Source organism: Tardiphaga sp. P4_G1, assembly GCF_056401215.1.
On record NZ_JBFUJU010000007.1, the window covers coordinates 259,345 to 273,549 of the forward strand.

General features: G+C 62.0%; 14 protein-coding genes. 4 read left to right on the forward strand and 10 right to left on the reverse strand.

The genetic code is table 11. The annotated features are described in order from the left end of the window. Positions 1-77: 77 nt before the first annotated feature. Together AC1DUY_RS18700 and AC1DUY_RS18705 are read left to right on the forward strand one after the other, a co-directional pair. Complete coding sequence (locus tag AC1DUY_RS18700) at positions 78-443, forward strand: response regulator transcription factor (protein WP_478116166.1); 366 nt, start codon at positions 78-80, stop codon at positions 441-443. Positions 444-579: 136 nt separating this feature from the next. Next, on the forward strand, positions 580-1,884 hold the full coding sequence (locus AC1DUY_RS18705; protein ID WP_478116168.1) for a PQQ-dependent sugar dehydrogenase: 1,305 nt from the start codon (positions 580-582) through the stop codon (positions 1,882-1,884). Positions 1,885-1,947: 63 nt separating this feature from the next. Here the strand turns inward: AC1DUY_RS18705 and AC1DUY_RS18710 are convergent, their stop codons facing one another. Then, on the reverse strand, positions 1,948-3,441 hold the full coding sequence (locus AC1DUY_RS18710) for a CoA-acylating methylmalonate-semialdehyde dehydrogenase (RefSeq protein ID WP_478116170.1): 1,494 nt from the start codon (positions 3,439-3,441) through the stop codon (positions 1,948-1,950). 98 nt (positions 3,442-3,539) lie between these two features. On the opposite strand from AC1DUY_RS18710, the gene AC1DUY_RS18715 reads away from it, so the two are divergent. Next, a complete protein-coding gene (locus AC1DUY_RS18715) occupies positions 3,540-4,427 on the forward strand; it encodes a LysR family transcriptional regulator (protein ID WP_439078982.1) in 888 nt (295 codons plus the stop codon). A 16-nt stretch (positions 4,428-4,443) separates the two neighbouring features. Here the strand turns inward: AC1DUY_RS18715 and AC1DUY_RS18720 are convergent, their stop codons facing one another. From AC1DUY_RS18720 to AC1DUY_RS18760, 9 genes are read right to left on the reverse strand one after another with little or no spacing between them, the layout of a single operon-like run. After that, the gene (locus AC1DUY_RS18720; protein ID WP_089266649.1) at positions 4,444-4,890 is read right to left on the reverse strand and encodes an SRPBCC family protein; all 447 of its coding nucleotides are present in this window, start codon (positions 4,888-4,890) and stop codon (positions 4,444-4,446) included. Between the two features lie 27 nt (positions 4,891-4,917). Beyond that, positions 4,918-5,622 (reverse strand): ABC transporter ATP-binding protein, encoded by a 705-nt coding sequence (locus AC1DUY_RS18725; protein ID WP_092140474.1) that lies wholly within the window; start codon positions 5,620-5,622, stop codon positions 4,918-4,920. Further along, positions 5,615-6,370, reverse strand: a complete 756-nt coding sequence (locus AC1DUY_RS18730; protein WP_120287859.1) for an ABC transporter ATP-binding protein — start codon at positions 6,368-6,370, stop codon at positions 5,615-5,617. Before AC1DUY_RS18730 ends, AC1DUY_RS18725 begins: the two co-directional genes overlap by 8 nt. Continuing rightward, the gene (locus AC1DUY_RS18735) at positions 6,367-7,359 is read right to left on the reverse strand and encodes a branched-chain amino acid ABC transporter permease (protein WP_120287858.1); all 993 of its coding nucleotides are present in this window, start codon (positions 7,357-7,359) and stop codon (positions 6,367-6,369) included. Before AC1DUY_RS18735 ends, AC1DUY_RS18730 begins: the two co-directional genes overlap by 4 nt. An 11-nt stretch (positions 7,360-7,370) precedes the next feature. Then, positions 7,371-8,237 carry a branched-chain amino acid ABC transporter permease gene (locus AC1DUY_RS18740; protein WP_089266642.1) on the reverse strand — a complete coding sequence of 289 codons (867 nt, stop codon included), beginning with the start codon at positions 8,235-8,237 and terminating at the stop codon, positions 7,371-7,373. A gap of 18 nt (positions 8,238-8,255) precedes the next feature. Further along, positions 8,256-9,506 (reverse strand): ABC transporter substrate-binding protein, encoded by a 1,251-nt coding sequence (locus AC1DUY_RS18745; RefSeq protein ID WP_089266640.1) that lies wholly within the window; start codon positions 9,504-9,506, stop codon positions 8,256-8,258. A gap of 29 nt (positions 9,507-9,535) precedes the next feature. Beyond that, positions 9,536-11,908, reverse strand: a complete 2,373-nt coding sequence (locus tag AC1DUY_RS18750; protein ID WP_478116175.1) for a xanthine dehydrogenase family protein molybdopterin-binding subunit — start codon at positions 11,906-11,908, stop codon at positions 9,536-9,538. Continuing rightward, positions 11,905-12,417 (reverse strand): (2Fe-2S)-binding protein, encoded by a 513-nt coding sequence (locus tag AC1DUY_RS18755; protein ID WP_478116177.1) that lies wholly within the window; start codon positions 12,415-12,417, stop codon positions 11,905-11,907. The genes AC1DUY_RS18750 and AC1DUY_RS18755 overlap by 4 nt, the downstream gene beginning before the upstream one ends. Further along, entirely contained in the window at positions 12,414-13,277 is an 864-nt protein-coding gene (locus AC1DUY_RS18760; RefSeq protein ID WP_478116179.1) for an FAD binding domain-containing protein, read from the reverse strand. Before AC1DUY_RS18760 ends, AC1DUY_RS18755 begins: the two co-directional genes overlap by 4 nt. Before the next feature lie 150 nt (positions 13,278-13,427). Between AC1DUY_RS18760 and AC1DUY_RS18765 the strand changes: the two genes are divergently transcribed. Further along, complete coding sequence (locus tag AC1DUY_RS18765; protein ID WP_320446305.1) at positions 13,428-14,099, forward strand: TetR/AcrR family transcriptional regulator; 672 nt, start codon at positions 13,428-13,430, stop codon at positions 14,097-14,099. Positions 14,100-14,205: the final 106 nt, after the last annotated feature.

A 14,205-nucleotide genomic window follows, 5' to 3' on the forward strand; every position in this document is an offset into this window, starting at 1 on the left:
CGGCGTTATTTGACAATATCCTAGGCGAAACGGCTCAACACTGGGGTCGCTGTCAAAGCCGCCGTGTGGAGATTGCGTTGAACTCTGAACATGCCATTGCCATCATCGACGATTCCTCGTCGGTTCGCCGCGCGCTTGAAAGCCTGCTGCGATCGCTGGGCTTTGTCGTCCTCAGCTTCGAATCCGCCGAAGCGTTTCTGACATCGCCGTCGGTACTCGATACGTCCTGCGTGGTGACCGACGTCGAAATGCCTGGCCTGACCGGCATCGACCTCTATGAGCGCATGCGCTCGGACAAGAACCAGACGCCGGTCATTTTCATCACGGCCAATTCCGAAGAGAAAGTGCGCGCGCGACTGGGCAGCACGCCCTGCGTCCTCAACAAGCCGTTTGAAGTCGACGAACTAGCCGCCTGCATCAACCAGGCTATCGCGACACCATAGCAGCGCTGATCTTCCCAATATCGATGGCACCGATCCCCCAATAGCGATGGGCTCACATGCCCTATATGCCGTCACGCGGCGGTTTTAACACGCGCGCGTGTCGGATAGTGTGCGCGCACTTACATGGGGGAATGACATGAGTTTGTCTGGAGTTTTTGCGCGCGTCGTGGCGGTCATCGGCGGCGCGGCGCTGCAGTGGCGCCGCCTGCAGGGCAATACACACGCGCCCGCCTGGGGCAGCGCGCCGGTGGTGCCGGAGGCGAAGCCGCAAGGCGCCATCCCCACATTGAAGATGCCGACGGCCCAGGGCTGGACCGCGGGACAGAAACCCGTCGTCGCGCCCGGGCTCAAGGTCAACGCTTTTGCGACCGGCTTGAAACATCCGCGCTGGATCAATGTGCTGCCCAATGGCGACGTCCTCATCGCCGAGGCGACGCAGGTTGCGGGCCCGGTGCGCAACATGTTCGGCTATGCGATGCAGGCCACGATGCGGCGGGCCGCGGCGCTCGGCGTCAGCGCCAACCGCATCACGCTGCTGCGCGACCAGGATGGCGATGGCGTCGCCGAGACCAGCCAAACCTTCATGGAGGGACTGAACCAACCCTTCGGTATGGCGCTGCTGAAGGACACGTTCTATGTCGGCAATGTCGATGGCGTGGTGGCTTTCCCCTATGTGGCGGGCGCGGCCAGCATCACCGCCCCGGGCAAGAAACTCACCAATTTCAAATCCGGCGGCCACTGGACGCGGAGCATCCTGCCGAGCCCGGATGGCAGCAAGCTCTATATCGGCGTCGGTTCGCTGAGCAACATCGCCGAAGGCGGCATGGAGGTCGAAGAAGGCCGCGCCGCCGTCTATGAGCTCGATATTGCGACGGGCAAGAGCCGCATCTTCGGCGCCGGCTTGCGCAACCCCGTCGGCCTCGCTTGGGAGCCGACGACCGGCGCGCTATGGACCGTGGTCAATGAGCGCGACGGCCTCGGCGACGAGACGCCGCCGGATTACCTGACCTCGGTGCGCGACGGCGGCTTTTATGGCTGGCCCTATTGCTACTGGGGCAAGACGGTGGATGACCGCGTGCCGCAGGATCCGGCACTGGTGGCCACTGCGATCACCCCCGACTATGCGCTGGGCGGCCACACCGCCTCGCTCGGACTGTGCTGGCTGCCGGCCGGCACGCTACCGGGATTTCCGGACGGCATGGTCATCGGCCAGCACGGCTCATGGAATCGCAGCACGCTCAGCGGCTACAAGGTCGTCTTCATCCCGTTCGTGAACGGCAAGCCGTCCGGGCCGCCGCGGGATATTCTGTCGGGCTTCCTCGCACCCGACGAGAAGGTGTCTTATGGACGCCCTGTCGGCGTCACCCTCACCCCGGACGGCGCGTTGCTGGTGGCCGACGATGTGGGCGACGTGATCTGGCGTGTGACGGCCGCGGCCTAAGGGCGCGGAATAGACCGGCAGGCTCGTGGAGCACGCGTTAGTCGCGCGCTCCACGCTCCGACCTTACTTCATTGTCGGCATCACGAATTCCGGACCTTGCGCAATGCTCGTTGGCCAGCGGCTGGTGACGGTCTTCAGGCGGGTATAGAAGCGAACGCCTTCCGGTCCGTGCATCGAGTGATCGCCGAACAGCGAGGCCTTCCATCCACCGAAGGAATGGAACGCCACGGGCACCGGGATCGGCACGTTGATGCCGACCATGCCGATGCGGATGCGATGAGCAAATTCACGCGCGACGTCACCGTTCTGCGTGAAGATGGCCGTGCCGTTGCCGTATTCGTTGTCGTTGATCATGCGCGCTGCCGTCGCATAATCCGGCGTACGCACCACGGCGAGCACCGGCCCGAAGATCTCTTCCTTGTAGATCTTCATGTCCGGCGTCACGTGATCGAACAGCGAACCGCCGATGAAGTAGCCGCCTTCGTTGGACCGGAAGTCCCGGCCATCGACGACCAGCTTGGCGCCCTGTTCGACGCCGGAATCCACATAGCCGCGCACCTTGTCGAGATGCTGCTGGGTGACCAGCGGGCCCATTTCGGACTCGGCGTTGAAGCCTGAACCGACTTTCAACGCACGGATCTTTGGCTCAAGCTTGGAGATCAAGGCATCCGCCGTCTTCTCGCCGACGGGCACAGCCACCGAAATCGCCATGCAGCGCTCGCCAGCCGAGCCATAGGCGGCGCCCATCAGCGCATCCACGGCCTGGTCGATGTCGGCGTCGGGCATCACCACCATGTGGTTCTTGGCGCCGCCTAGAGCCTGGCAACGCTTGCCGGTGCTGGTCGCCGTCGAATAGATGTAGCGGGCAATCGGCGTCGATCCGACGAAGCTGATCGCTGCAACATCGGGATGATGCAGCAATGCATCGACGGCTTCCTTGTCGCCATGCACAACGTTGAACACGCCGGCCGGCAGGCCGGCTTCGGCCAGCCATTCAGCAATCAGAAGCGATGCCGACGGATCACGCTCCGAGGGCTTCAGCACGAAGGTGTTGCCGCAGGCCAGCGCCACCGGGAACATCCACATCGGCACCATGACCGGGAAGTTGAACGGCGTGATGCCGGCGACGACGCCGAGCGCCTGACGCACGCCATAGCTGTCGACGCGCGTGCCGACATTCTCGCTGACTTCGCCCTTCAGCAGCTGCGGAGCACCCACCGCGAATTCGACGACTTCGAGGCCGCGCTGGATTTCGCCCTTGGCGTCCGACAGGGTCTTGCCGTGCTCCGAGGTGATCACCGCCGCGAGATCGTCGATGCGGTCTTCGCAGATGCGCAGGAATTTATTGAGAATACGGGCACGACGCAGGGATGGCGTATCGGCCCAGCTTTCGGCAGCCGCGCTTGCGGCAGCAACCGCGGCGCCCACTTCGGACGTGCTGGCAAGACCCACCTGAGCCGTCTGCTCGCCGGTGGCCGGGTTGAAAACCGGCGACGTCCGGCCGCTACGACCTGCCACCTGCTGTCCGCCGATATAGTGCTTGATTTCCGAAGCCATCGAACTCTCCTTTGATGCTCCGGCGGTCTTGCGCCGCTTCCCCGGCCCGGACAACGCGAAGTATTGCGGCTTCGATGTGCAGCAAATAGAGTCCGGCGATGGATTGGGACAAAGTTCGGATTTTTCTGGAAGTCGCCCGTACTGGCCAGATTCTCGGTGCTGCCAAGCGGCTGAAGCTCAACCACGCAACAGTCGCGCGCCAGCTCACCGCCCTCGAAAAAGACCTGAAGACAAAGCTGCTGAACCGGCAGACGACGGGCTCGTCGCTAACGCCATCAGGGGTCGCGCTGCTCGCAGCGGCCGAGCGCGCCGAATCCGAACTGCTCAAGGTTGGATCGCAGCTGACATCGGCCGCGGACAAGGTGGCGGGCACGGTGCGGATCGGCGCACCGGACGGGCTCGGCAATTACTTTCTGGCTGACAAGCTTGGCGGCTTTGCCGCAGCCAATCCGGATCTCATCGTCCAGCTCGTGGCGCTGCCGCGCACCTTTTCGCTTGCCAAGCGCGAGGCCGATATCGTGGTGACGCTGGAGCGGCCCGACGAAGGGAAACTGATCTGCACCAAGCTCACGGACTACACGCTGAGCGTCTATGCGTCGGAGGACTATCTGGCCCGGTCGACGCCGATCCGCGAGCCCGGCGATCTCGCCAATCATCTGCTCATTACTTACATCTACGACATCATCTACAGCCGCGCGCTGGACTATGCGTCGACCTTCAGCGAACTGATCACCCGCCGCTTCGAATGCGGCAGCGTGGTCGGCCAGCTTGAAGCGGTTCGCGCCGGTCACGGCGTCGGCATCCTGCACGATTATGCCGCGCAGCTTTATCCCGAGCTGAAGCGCATCCTGCCGGCCAGCCGCTTCACCCGAAGCTATTGGCTCGTCTCGCATCCCGACACGCACGACACCAGCCGGGTCCGAGAAGTCCGCCGCTACATCGTGGCAAGGGTGCGCGAGGCGCGCAGCCAGTTCGTCGTGCAATAGGTCACAGCCACTGCGCTCAGCTTGCGGAAACGACCGCGCCGAATTTGGTGAAGAACTCGCCGGCCAGTTTCTTGGCGGTGGAGTCGATCAGTCGCCCACCGAGCTGCGCCAGCTTGCCGCCGATCTGGGAATCGACCTCATAGTGCAGGATCGTTTCGTCGTCGCCCGCGGCCTCAAGCCTGATCGCCGCGCCGCCTTTGGCGAAGCCCGCAACGCCGCCGGAGCCCTCACCGGTGATCCTGTAGCCGTTCGGCGGATCGAGATCGCTCAGCGTCACCTTGCCGCCGAATGTCGCCTTCACCGGCCCGACCTTGATCACGACTGTCGCCGTCATCTCGGTCGGTGACGTCATGTCCAGCACCTGGCAGCCGGGAATGCATTGCTTCAACACGTCCGGATCGTTGAGCGCGGCCCAGACCTTGTCGCGCGAGGCCGGAACGGTCTGGCTGTCTTTCATCTGCATGAGATCACCTGTCTGCGGGCATACGCGTCAAACCGCGCAATAACGTTCCTGAATTTCCTTATCGGCCAGCAATGCCGCGGAGCTGCTCTCATAGACGACCTCGCCCTGATCCATGATGATCGCGCGGTCGGCGAGACGCAGCGCCCATTCCACATTTTGCTCGACCAGCAGCAGCGTGACGCCCTGATCGCGCAGCTTGCGGAACAACACACCCATCTCCTCGACCAACACCGGCATGATGCCTTCGGAAGGCTCGTCGAGCAGGATCATCTTGGGTTTGGCGATGGTGGCGCGGGCGATGGCCAGCATCTGCTGCTCGCCGCCGGACATGGTAACGCCTTCCTGATCGAGGCGCTCCTTGAGGCGTGGAAAGCTCTCCGCGATTTCCTCGATCGCGTCTTTCTCGTTGATCTGACCGCGGCTGGCGACGAGACCGAGTTGTAGGTTCTCGCGCACCGTCAGGCCCGGAATGATCCGGCGCTCCTCAGGCACATAAGCAAGCCCCAGCCTGAAACGATCATGGGCGGGCATCGACGTCAGGTCGTTGCCGTCGAAGGTCATGCCGCCCGTGGTTTTCGACATCAACCCCATGACCGAACGGATCGTCGTGGTCTTGCCGGCGCCATTGCGCCCGACCAGTGCGACGACTTCGCCCTGCGCCACCGAGATCGAGACCCCGTGCAGCGTATGGCTGGCGCCGTACCAGGCGTTCAGGTCTTTGGTTTCAAGCATAGCCATCGTTCTGTCCCAGATAGACGCGACGAACCTCGGGGTCCGTCTGAATGTCGTTCGGCGTGCCATCAGCGATCAGCCGGCCATGGTGCAGCACCAGAATCCGGTCGCTGAGGCCGAGGATCATCTTCATCTTGTGTTCAACCAAGAGGATGGTCCGCTCCGCCGCCAGCTTCTCGAGCAGCGCCACCATTTCCTTGGTCTCTTCCGGACCCATGCCGGCGGTCGGCTCGTCCAGCAACAGCACTTCCGGATTGGAGATCAGCGCGATGGCAATCTCCAACGCACGCTGCTGGCCGTGAGCCAGAAACTTCGCGGTCTCGTCGCGCTTGGCGACCAGTCCAACGGCTTCAAGCGCGGTATCAGCTCTTGAATCTAGCTCTGTGAACCTGTTGCGGTTGGTCCAGATATTGTAGCGCGAGCGACTGGCCTGCGCAGCGACACGAACGTTCTCGTGGACGCTCAGATCGGGAAAGATGTTGGTGATCTGATAGGAGCGCGCAATGCCGCGATGCACGAATTCATGCTGTTTCGTGCCCTTGAGATCGTCCCCCTTGAAGCGGATCGAGCCGCTGGAGGGCGTCAGCACGCCGGACAGCACATTGAAGAACGTGCTCTTGCCGGCGCCATTGGGGCCAATGATGGAGGTGACGCGGCCCGGCCGGAACTCCGTCGTCACGCCTTGCAGCGCGACGAAGCCGCCGAACCTCACTCCTATATCGTTGACGGCGAGAAGCGGCGCGTTCATCGCATGACCTTTGTGAGAAATGTGCCCCAGATGCCCTTAGGCAGAAACAGCACGAACAGCACGAAGATGGATCCGACGATGATCTGCCAGTGCGACGTCCACAGCGAGAACACGTCTTCCATCACCAGGAACACCAATGCACCGATGAACGGGCCGAAGAAGCTGCTGGCGCCGCCCAGCAGAGTCATCATCACGATCATGCCGGAGGACAGGTAGTGCAGCGAATCCAGCGGCACGAAGGCCAGATGCAGCGCCGACATAGTGCCGCCAAGCGCGCAGATCGTGCCTGACAGGGTAAATGACAACAGCTTGGTGCGCTCGACATTGTAACCGCAGGTCCGTGCGCGACGCTCGTTCTCGCGGATCGCCTCGATGGCGGCGCCGAAAGGTGAATTGAGAATGCGCGAGACCAGCCACAGTGCTGCGGCGGCGAACGCCATCAGCACATAGTATTTGTTGACCGGATCGAGGAAGTTAATGTCGAATCCGAACAGGTTGATCTTGTTGACAGTGAAGCCGCGCAATCCGTTCTCGCCACCTGTCCAGGACGGCGTCTGGAGCGCCACGTAATAGACCAGCTGCGCGAGCGCGAGCGTGACCATCGAAAAGTAGATGCCGCGCGTTCGCGTCGATAGCGCGCCCATGACGAAGGCCAGCAGCGCACCGCCAATAACGCCCATCAGCACCGCGAGATACCAGGGCACACCGAACTGGCCGATGGCGATGCCGGTGATGTAGGCCCCGGTGCCGACAAAGGCCGCATGGCCGAATGACAGCAGGCCGGTATAGCCGAATAGCAGATTATAGCCGACGGCGACCGTGCCGTAGATCAGGACGTTCACCGCCAACGCCTTGGACGGCAGCAGCCACGGCAGCAGGCATAGCGCGAGGATCGACAACGGAACGCGATACTTGGTCACGAGCGATTTGAAGCGCGCAGGCTTTCGCGCACTGGCAGAAGGAGAAACGGCGAGCGCCGGGGATGTCATGGTCCGCTCCGTTACGCGAGTTTGCCGAACAGGCCCTGCGGCCGGATCAGAAGAACGATGGCCATCAATGCGAACATCACGATGGTCGCCATTTCCGGTGCGAATAGCGCGGTCATGCTGATCACGACGCCGACCAGAAGACCCGCGATGATCGAGCCGACCAGCGAGCCGAGGCCGCCGATGACAGTCACGACGAAGGCTTCGGCCAGCACCAAGGCGCCCATCTCGGGATTGACTGACCGCATCGGGCCGGAGAGCACGCCGCCGAGCGAGGCGAGACCGACACCGAGCCCGAACACCAGCAGCCAGACCTTGCTGATATCGACGCCAAGTACCTTCATCATGGTCGGATCGCGTGCCCCTGCGCGCACGATCAGGCCGAATTTGGTCTTCTCCAGCCCCATCCACAGCAGCACCACGACCAGGAAGACGACGCCGACGACGAAGATGCGGTAGATCGGAAAGAAACCGACGCCGAGATCGACCACCCCGGTCAGTGATGACGGCGTCGGGAATGGAATGCCGTCACTGCCGAATACGATCCGCACGCCTTCCACCAGCACGTAGCTGAGACCGAAGGTGAGCAGAAGCGGATCGTCGATCGAACGGCCGTAAAGCGGACGTATCAGGACATATTCGATTGCCATCCCGAACACGCCGATCATGATGGGGGCAACGAGCAGCCCCCACCAGAAACTACCGGTCAATGAGGCGACCCACAGCCCGGCATAGGCGCCGACCATGAACAGCGCGCCATGCGCGAAGTTCACCACACCGAGCATGCCGAAAATGATCGACAGGCCGAGCGCGGTGATCACGAGGATCGCACCGAGGGCAACTCCGGAGAAGAGTTGCATCAGAATGAGTTCCGTATCCATGGACGACGAATGCTTTCGTTAGGCCGGGAAGCCGAGTTCAGTGCAGCTGCGCAGCACGTTTTCCGAAGCCGGCTCATTGGCCACGATGCTGAACAGATCGCTGTCGCCCTTCATATCGGCCTTCTTCTTGGACTCGAGCACGAGGACCGACTGGACCGACTGGTGATCGCATTTGCGATAATATTGCGGGCCCTTGGCGACATCGTATTTCAGGCCTTCCAGCGCCGCGATCACCTTGTCGGTGTCGGTACCGCCCGCCACCTGCATCGCCTGCAGCAGCGACGAGACGCCGGTATAGCCATAGGCGCCGTAGTCGGTCGGGATCGCGCCCCCATTGGCTGCGCGATAGGCGTCGTTGAATGCCTTGGCGCTCGGCAACTGGCTCTCAAGGCCCCAATAGTAGTTAGAGCCGCCAACGACCCCTTCGAACACTTCCGGGCTCACCGCCAGCCGCTGGTTATGCAGCAACACTGGCACGACGATCTTGGCCTGCTGCTTGAGGCCGAAATCCACCGCCTGCTTGATTGAATTGGCCTGATCGCGGCCAAAATTGCTGATGCACAGGATATCCGGACGCATCGAGCGCAGACGCGGCATGAAAGTCGAGTAATCCGCAGCACCGAACGGGTGCATGATCTCACCAACGGTCTCGGCGCCGATCACGGCCTGCGCACGCTTGAATCCGCGCAGCATTTCATGGCCATAGGCATAGTCGGCCACGAGATGCGCAACCTTGGTGCCCTTCTTGAAGGCGTGCCGCGCCACCGCGCCTGCGGTCATCGTCGGGTTGAGCGCTTCATGGAAGGTGTATTTGCTGAAGTCCTTGACCTCATTGATGGTGTCGGACTGGCTGATGGAGACATAGAGCACGCCGCGGGCACGCGTCACTTCATTGACCGCGAGCTGCACCGCGCTGGACAGCGATCCGACGATCGCATGCACCTTATCTTTTTCGATGAGCTCGAGCGTGCGGGTCGCCGCCTCGCCGCCATTGAGCTTGTCATCGCGCACCAGCAGCTCGATCTTGCGACCGTTGACGCCGCCCTTGTCGTTGAACTGCTTGACGGCGAGCTCTGCGCTCTTGACCTGATCCTTGGCTTCCGCCGCGAACGGGCCGGTCAGCGGTGTCGGAAAGCCGATGCGGATCGTGTCATCGGCAGCGCGTGCGATCCACGGCATGGCGACGACGCTCGCGCCGGTGCCGAGCGCGGCCAGCACGTGGCGGCGCGAGATATGATTGCGTTTGGTGTCTCGAATGTCCTTCGTCATGATGTCCTCCGTTTGATTTCTTTTATGGGTCAGATGTGTCCAAGCGCCTTGAGTATTCGTGCCGGTGTCATTGGCACCTGCGCGACCGTGCTTCCGAATGGCTTCATCGCATCATTCATCGCATTAAGCGCTGCTGCCGATGCCGCAGCCGTGCCGGCCTCGCCGACACCCTTGGCGCCGAGCTGGGTATCCAGCGTCGGCGTCTCGACATGTCCGATTTCGATGTCCGGCATCTCCACCGCCATCGGCACGAGATAGTCGGCGAGCGAGCCATTGGTGAGCTGGCCACTGTCTCCGTAGACGCATTCCTCGAAGAACGCCGCGCCGAGCCCCTGCACGACGCCGCCGCGGATCTGCTCGTCGACCAGCAGCGGATTGATGACACGGCCGCAATCCTCGACCACCCACAGCTTAAGTATCTTGACCAGACCTGTCTCGACATCGAGTTCGAGATGGCAGGCCTGAACGCCATTGGTGAATGCGAAGGGATAGCCCTGCGGCGCATAGTGATGCGCGACGGACAGCTGCGCTTGGGTGCCGGGCGGCAGTGTATCGGAACGGAAGTAAGCGATGCGCGCGATCTCGGAGAGTTCGATACGCTGCTGGGCGGTCGCGACATCTACGATCCAGCCGTTATGGATGTCGAGCTTATCCGGCTCGTCCTGCAGGATGGCCGCGGCCACCGCCAGCACATTCGCCTTCAGCTTTTTGGCCGCCTGCAACGCCGTTTCGCCGCCGATACCGGCACCACGGCAGGCATAGGTCGCGCCGCCATGCGGGGTGGTGTCCGTATCGCCTGTCATCACCTTGATGCGATCGCGATCGACGCCGAGATGTTCGGCGACGATCTGCCCGATGATGGTCTCGGTACCCTGCCCGAGTTCGGTCACTGAAATCGAGCAATGAACATCCCCCGACGGCGTGACCTTGATCATGGCGCCATCCTGCGACGAGATGCGCGCACCGCCGACGCCGTAAAAGGCCGGGCCGGGATTGGTGATCTCCACAAAGGTGGCAATGCCGATGCCGCGATGAATGCCTTTGGTGCGCAGCTCCGCCTGCTCGGCGCGCAGCCGGTCGTAGTCCATCATCGCCTTCAGCTTGGCAAGACAGGCATGATGCGACAGCGCTTCGAACTGGTAGCCGGTCGGCGACGTGCAGGGATAGGCATCGTCGGCGATCATGTTACGGCTGCGGATGTCGAACACATCATGCGCCGTCTTGTCAGCGATCATATCCACAAGCCGCTCGGTGACGGTGCAGGCGACCGGATGCCCGACGGCGCGGTACTGGCTCATCTGCACCTTATTCTGGAACACCACCTGCAGATCGGCCCGGTAATTCCTGAACGTGTAAGGCGCGCCCATCAGGCGATAGACCTGATTACCTTCGACCACACTGGTGCGCGGATAGGCAGAGAACGCGCCGATGCCGGTGACGTCCTCCACATCCATCGCCAGGATATTGCCGTCAATATCCGCCGCCATGCGCGCGCGGACGCGGTGATCTCGCGCGTGAATGTCGGACACGAAAGATTCGATGCGATCGGCGACGTATTTCACCGGGCGCCCCAGCATCATGCTGAGCCCGACCACCGCCATGTCCTCATGATACATGTGCAGCTTCATGCCGAACGAACCGCCGATATCCGGTGCGATCACGCGGACGCGGGATTCAGGGAGGCCGTAGTGGCGGGCATAGATGTCTTGGAACTGATACGGCGTCTGCGTCGCATGATGCACCGTCAATTGCCCCTCGCTGGCATCGTAATCAGCGATGATCGCGCGCGGCTCCATGGTGACCGCCGTATGGCGGCCGAAGTGAAACTCCTCCTCCACCACATGCGGGGCGCCGGCGAAGACATCCTCGACACCACCGGTATCGATCTTACCGTGGAAACAGAGATTGCTGCCGAGTTCTGGTGAAATCACCGGCGCATCCGGTGCGCGCGCAGCGTCGATATCGACAACGGCGGGCAGTTCATCGAACTCGATATACACCGCCTCCGCTGCATCTTCAGCCAGTGCGCGCGTATCGGCCACGACCGCGACAACCGCCTGGCCGGACCATACGACCTTGTCGATCGGCAACGGCAGCTGCGGCGGTGACTTCATGCCCTTGAAGTGATCCATGGTGCCGATCCATGGCGCGCACAGTTTTGCGAGATCCTCGCCGGTAGCCACCAGTCGCACGCCGGGCATCTCGCGCGCCGCCTGCGTGTTGATCGACAGGATGCGCGCATGCGCGTATGGACTGCGTACATAGGCTACATGCAGCATGCGCGGCAGCGTGATGTCGGTGACATAGCGTCCACGGCCGGCCAGCAACCGCTTGGCGTTGGGGCGCGGCACCGAGCGGCCGATATAGGAATTCGGACGGTCAAGTGGGGTTAGCACGCTCATGCGCCAACCTCCTCGGGAGCCGAAGCATTCGCGCCCGCATGACGCTCGCGCGCGACCTTCTCGATCGCATCGACGATTGCCTCATAACCGGTGCAACGACAGTAATTGCCCGACAGTGCGTCGCGAATGTCCTCACGCGACGGCACACCTGGCTGCGACAACAGGGCGTGGGCTGTCATCAACATGCCGGGCGTACAGAAGCCACATTGCAGGGCGTTACGCTGATGGAACGCCTCCTGGATGTCCGCAATCACCGCCCGATCACTGAGACCTTCTACCGTCTCGATGGCCGCCCCGCTCGCCTGCACCGCGAAGGTCAGACAAGAATGTACGACGCGGCCATCCAGAATAACCAGACAGGCGCCGCAAACGCCCATCTCGCAGCCGGTATGGGTGCCGGTCAGTTCCAGCGCCTGGCGCAGGAAATCCGCTAGCGTGATGCGCGGCGCGATGCTGTGCGACACCTCAGTGCCGTTCACCGTCATGGTGACATTGACGAGATCGCTCATGCGCCCTGCCTCGCGATCTCGCCCAGCAGTCGGCCAAGAAGAACGCGCGCAAGATGGCGCTTCATGGCAGGCGGCGCGTGCTCGTCTTCAGGCGGATCGAGATCGTCGCCGACGACGGCCTGGGCCGCAGCGATCGCGGCCTGATCCAGCCTCTTGCTGATCAGACTGTCCTCGGCCTGCCGGGCGCGCAGCGGCGTGTTGCCGACGGAGAAGAACGCAATACGCACCTGTTTGACGACGTCATCGACGAATTCGGCGAGAACACCGCAGCCGACCAACGCAAAGTCGCCACGCCGACGCGCAAGCTCATGAAAGGCCCAGCGATGATTGGGCTGAACCACCGGCACATGAATCGCGACAAGCAGCTCGCCCGGTTCGATCGCTGTCTGAAACAGATCGAGGAAGAAATCGTCGGCCGGCACGCGACGTACGCCGTCGCGGCTAGCAATTTCGAGCTCGGCGCCCAGCGCCAACGTTATCGCCGGGAATTCCGACGCGGGATCGGCATGAGAGATACTGCCGCCGAGGGTGCCTTTGTTTCGTATGGCCGGATGCGCCACATGCGGCGCGGCTTCGCTGTAGAGCGGCGCGTGCCGGCGGATCAACGGATCGGTGAGCACTTCGTGATGGCGGGTGAGCGCGCCGATGCGCAACCAGTCACCCTGCAGGTCGATGCCACGAAGTGCCGGAATATGCGCGATGTCGATCAGCAATTGCGGCGCCTGCAAACGCAAGGCAAGCGCCGGTACGAGGCTCTGGCCACCTGCGATGTAACTCGCATCGTCGCCGGCTTCCTCGAACGCTTTCAAAGCCTCCACCACGGTGGAAGCCCTCACATAGTTGAACGCCCTCGCCTTCAACGTCTTCTCCCTAAACGTCTCGCGGACGTCCAGTTGTGACCATTTGGTCGGAAATCTAGAACACGTCGATTTCCCCCGGTCAACTTAAAATGACCATTTGGTCTCTTTTTCGAATTGAGCTATTCAGAACTCCCGCAACGCGAAGCAAAAATGGCAAAAAAGCCCATCAAATCAGTCGAAAAGCCACCGCGTCGCAACATGCGCGCGGCGGAGCGCGAGCGCTTCATCGTCGATGAAGCCGTGAAATTTTTCGCCGAGCATGGTTTTGGCGGGCAGACGCGCGAACTCGCCAAGCGCATGGGCATCACGCATTCGGCTATCTATCGGCACTTCCCAAGCAAGGAAGCGCTGATCGAACGCGTCTATGAAGAGATCTATCTCAGCCGCTGGTCACCATCGTGGGCCGGCCTGATCCAGGATCGCACGCTCTCGCTGCAGGCACGGCTGTCGCGCTTCTATCTGGAATATGTCGAGCAGGTCTTCGAATACAACTGGGTGAGAATCTTCGTCTTCTCCGGAATGAAATCGTTCGACATCACCAAGCGCTATCTTCAGATCGTCCGCGAACAAATCATCGAACCCGCCTGCCGCGAGCTTCGTCACGAGTTGAAGCTGCCTTCAAGCGATCAGGTACCGCTGTCGGAGCGCGAAGTCGAAATGTTCTGGGGCTTGCACGGCCGCATCTTCTATATGGCCATCCGGCGTTTCGTCTACGACACGCCGACACCGGAGCGACTGGACGACATCGTCAACGACGCAGTGAGGGTGTTTCTCGATGGCTCAAAACAGCTGATGCCTGAGCTTGTACAATCGGCATCATGACGTTTGTTGCGTGGTGCGGCCGCCCTCTTTGCGATTAGCGGGCGCTTGCTTCTCGATCTCATCCGAAAGCTCGCGATCCTGACAGGCATGCTTCGGAAGCAGGGAT

Coding starts and splice junctions, on each gene's coding strand:
- AC1DUY_RS18725 (WP_092140474.1), bottom strand. CDS start 5,622: ATGCTTGAAACCAAAGACCTGAACGCCTGGTACGGCGCCAGCCATACG.
- AC1DUY_RS18715 (WP_439078982.1), top strand. CDS start 3,540: ATGGATTGGGACAAAGTTCGGATTTTTCTGGAAGTCGCCCGTACTGGC.
- AC1DUY_RS18765 (WP_320446305.1), top strand. CDS start 13,428: ATGGCAAAAAAGCCCATCAAATCAGTCGAAAAGCCACCGCGTCGCAAC.
- AC1DUY_RS18735 (WP_120287858.1), bottom strand. CDS start 7,359: ATGACATCCCCGGCGCTCGCCGTTTCTCCTTCTGCCAGTGCGCGAAAG.
- AC1DUY_RS18740 (WP_089266642.1), bottom strand. CDS start 8,237: ATGGATACGGAACTCATTCTGATGCAACTCTTCTCCGGAGTTGCCCTC.
- AC1DUY_RS18705 (WP_478116168.1), top strand. CDS start 580: ATGAGTTTGTCTGGAGTTTTTGCGCGCGTCGTGGCGGTCATCGGCGGC.
- AC1DUY_RS18730 (WP_120287859.1), bottom strand. CDS start 6,370: ATGAACGCGCCGCTTCTCGCCGTCAACGATATAGGAGTGAGGTTCGGC.
- AC1DUY_RS18755 (WP_478116177.1), bottom strand. CDS start 12,417: ATGAGCGATCTCGTCAATGTCACCATGACGGTGAACGGCACTGAGGTG.
- AC1DUY_RS18750 (WP_478116175.1), bottom strand. CDS start 11,908: ATGAGCGTGCTAACCCCACTTGACCGTCCGAATTCCTATATCGGCCGC.
- AC1DUY_RS18745 (WP_089266640.1), bottom strand. CDS start 9,506: ATGACGAAGGACATTCGAGACACCAAACGCAATCATATCTCGCGCCGC.
- AC1DUY_RS18720 (WP_089266649.1), bottom strand. CDS start 4,890: ATGCAGATGAAAGACAGCCAGACCGTTCCGGCCTCGCGCGACAAGGTC.
- AC1DUY_RS18710 (WP_478116170.1), bottom strand. CDS start 3,441: ATGGCTTCGGAAATCAAGCACTATATCGGCGGACAGCAGGTGGCAGGT.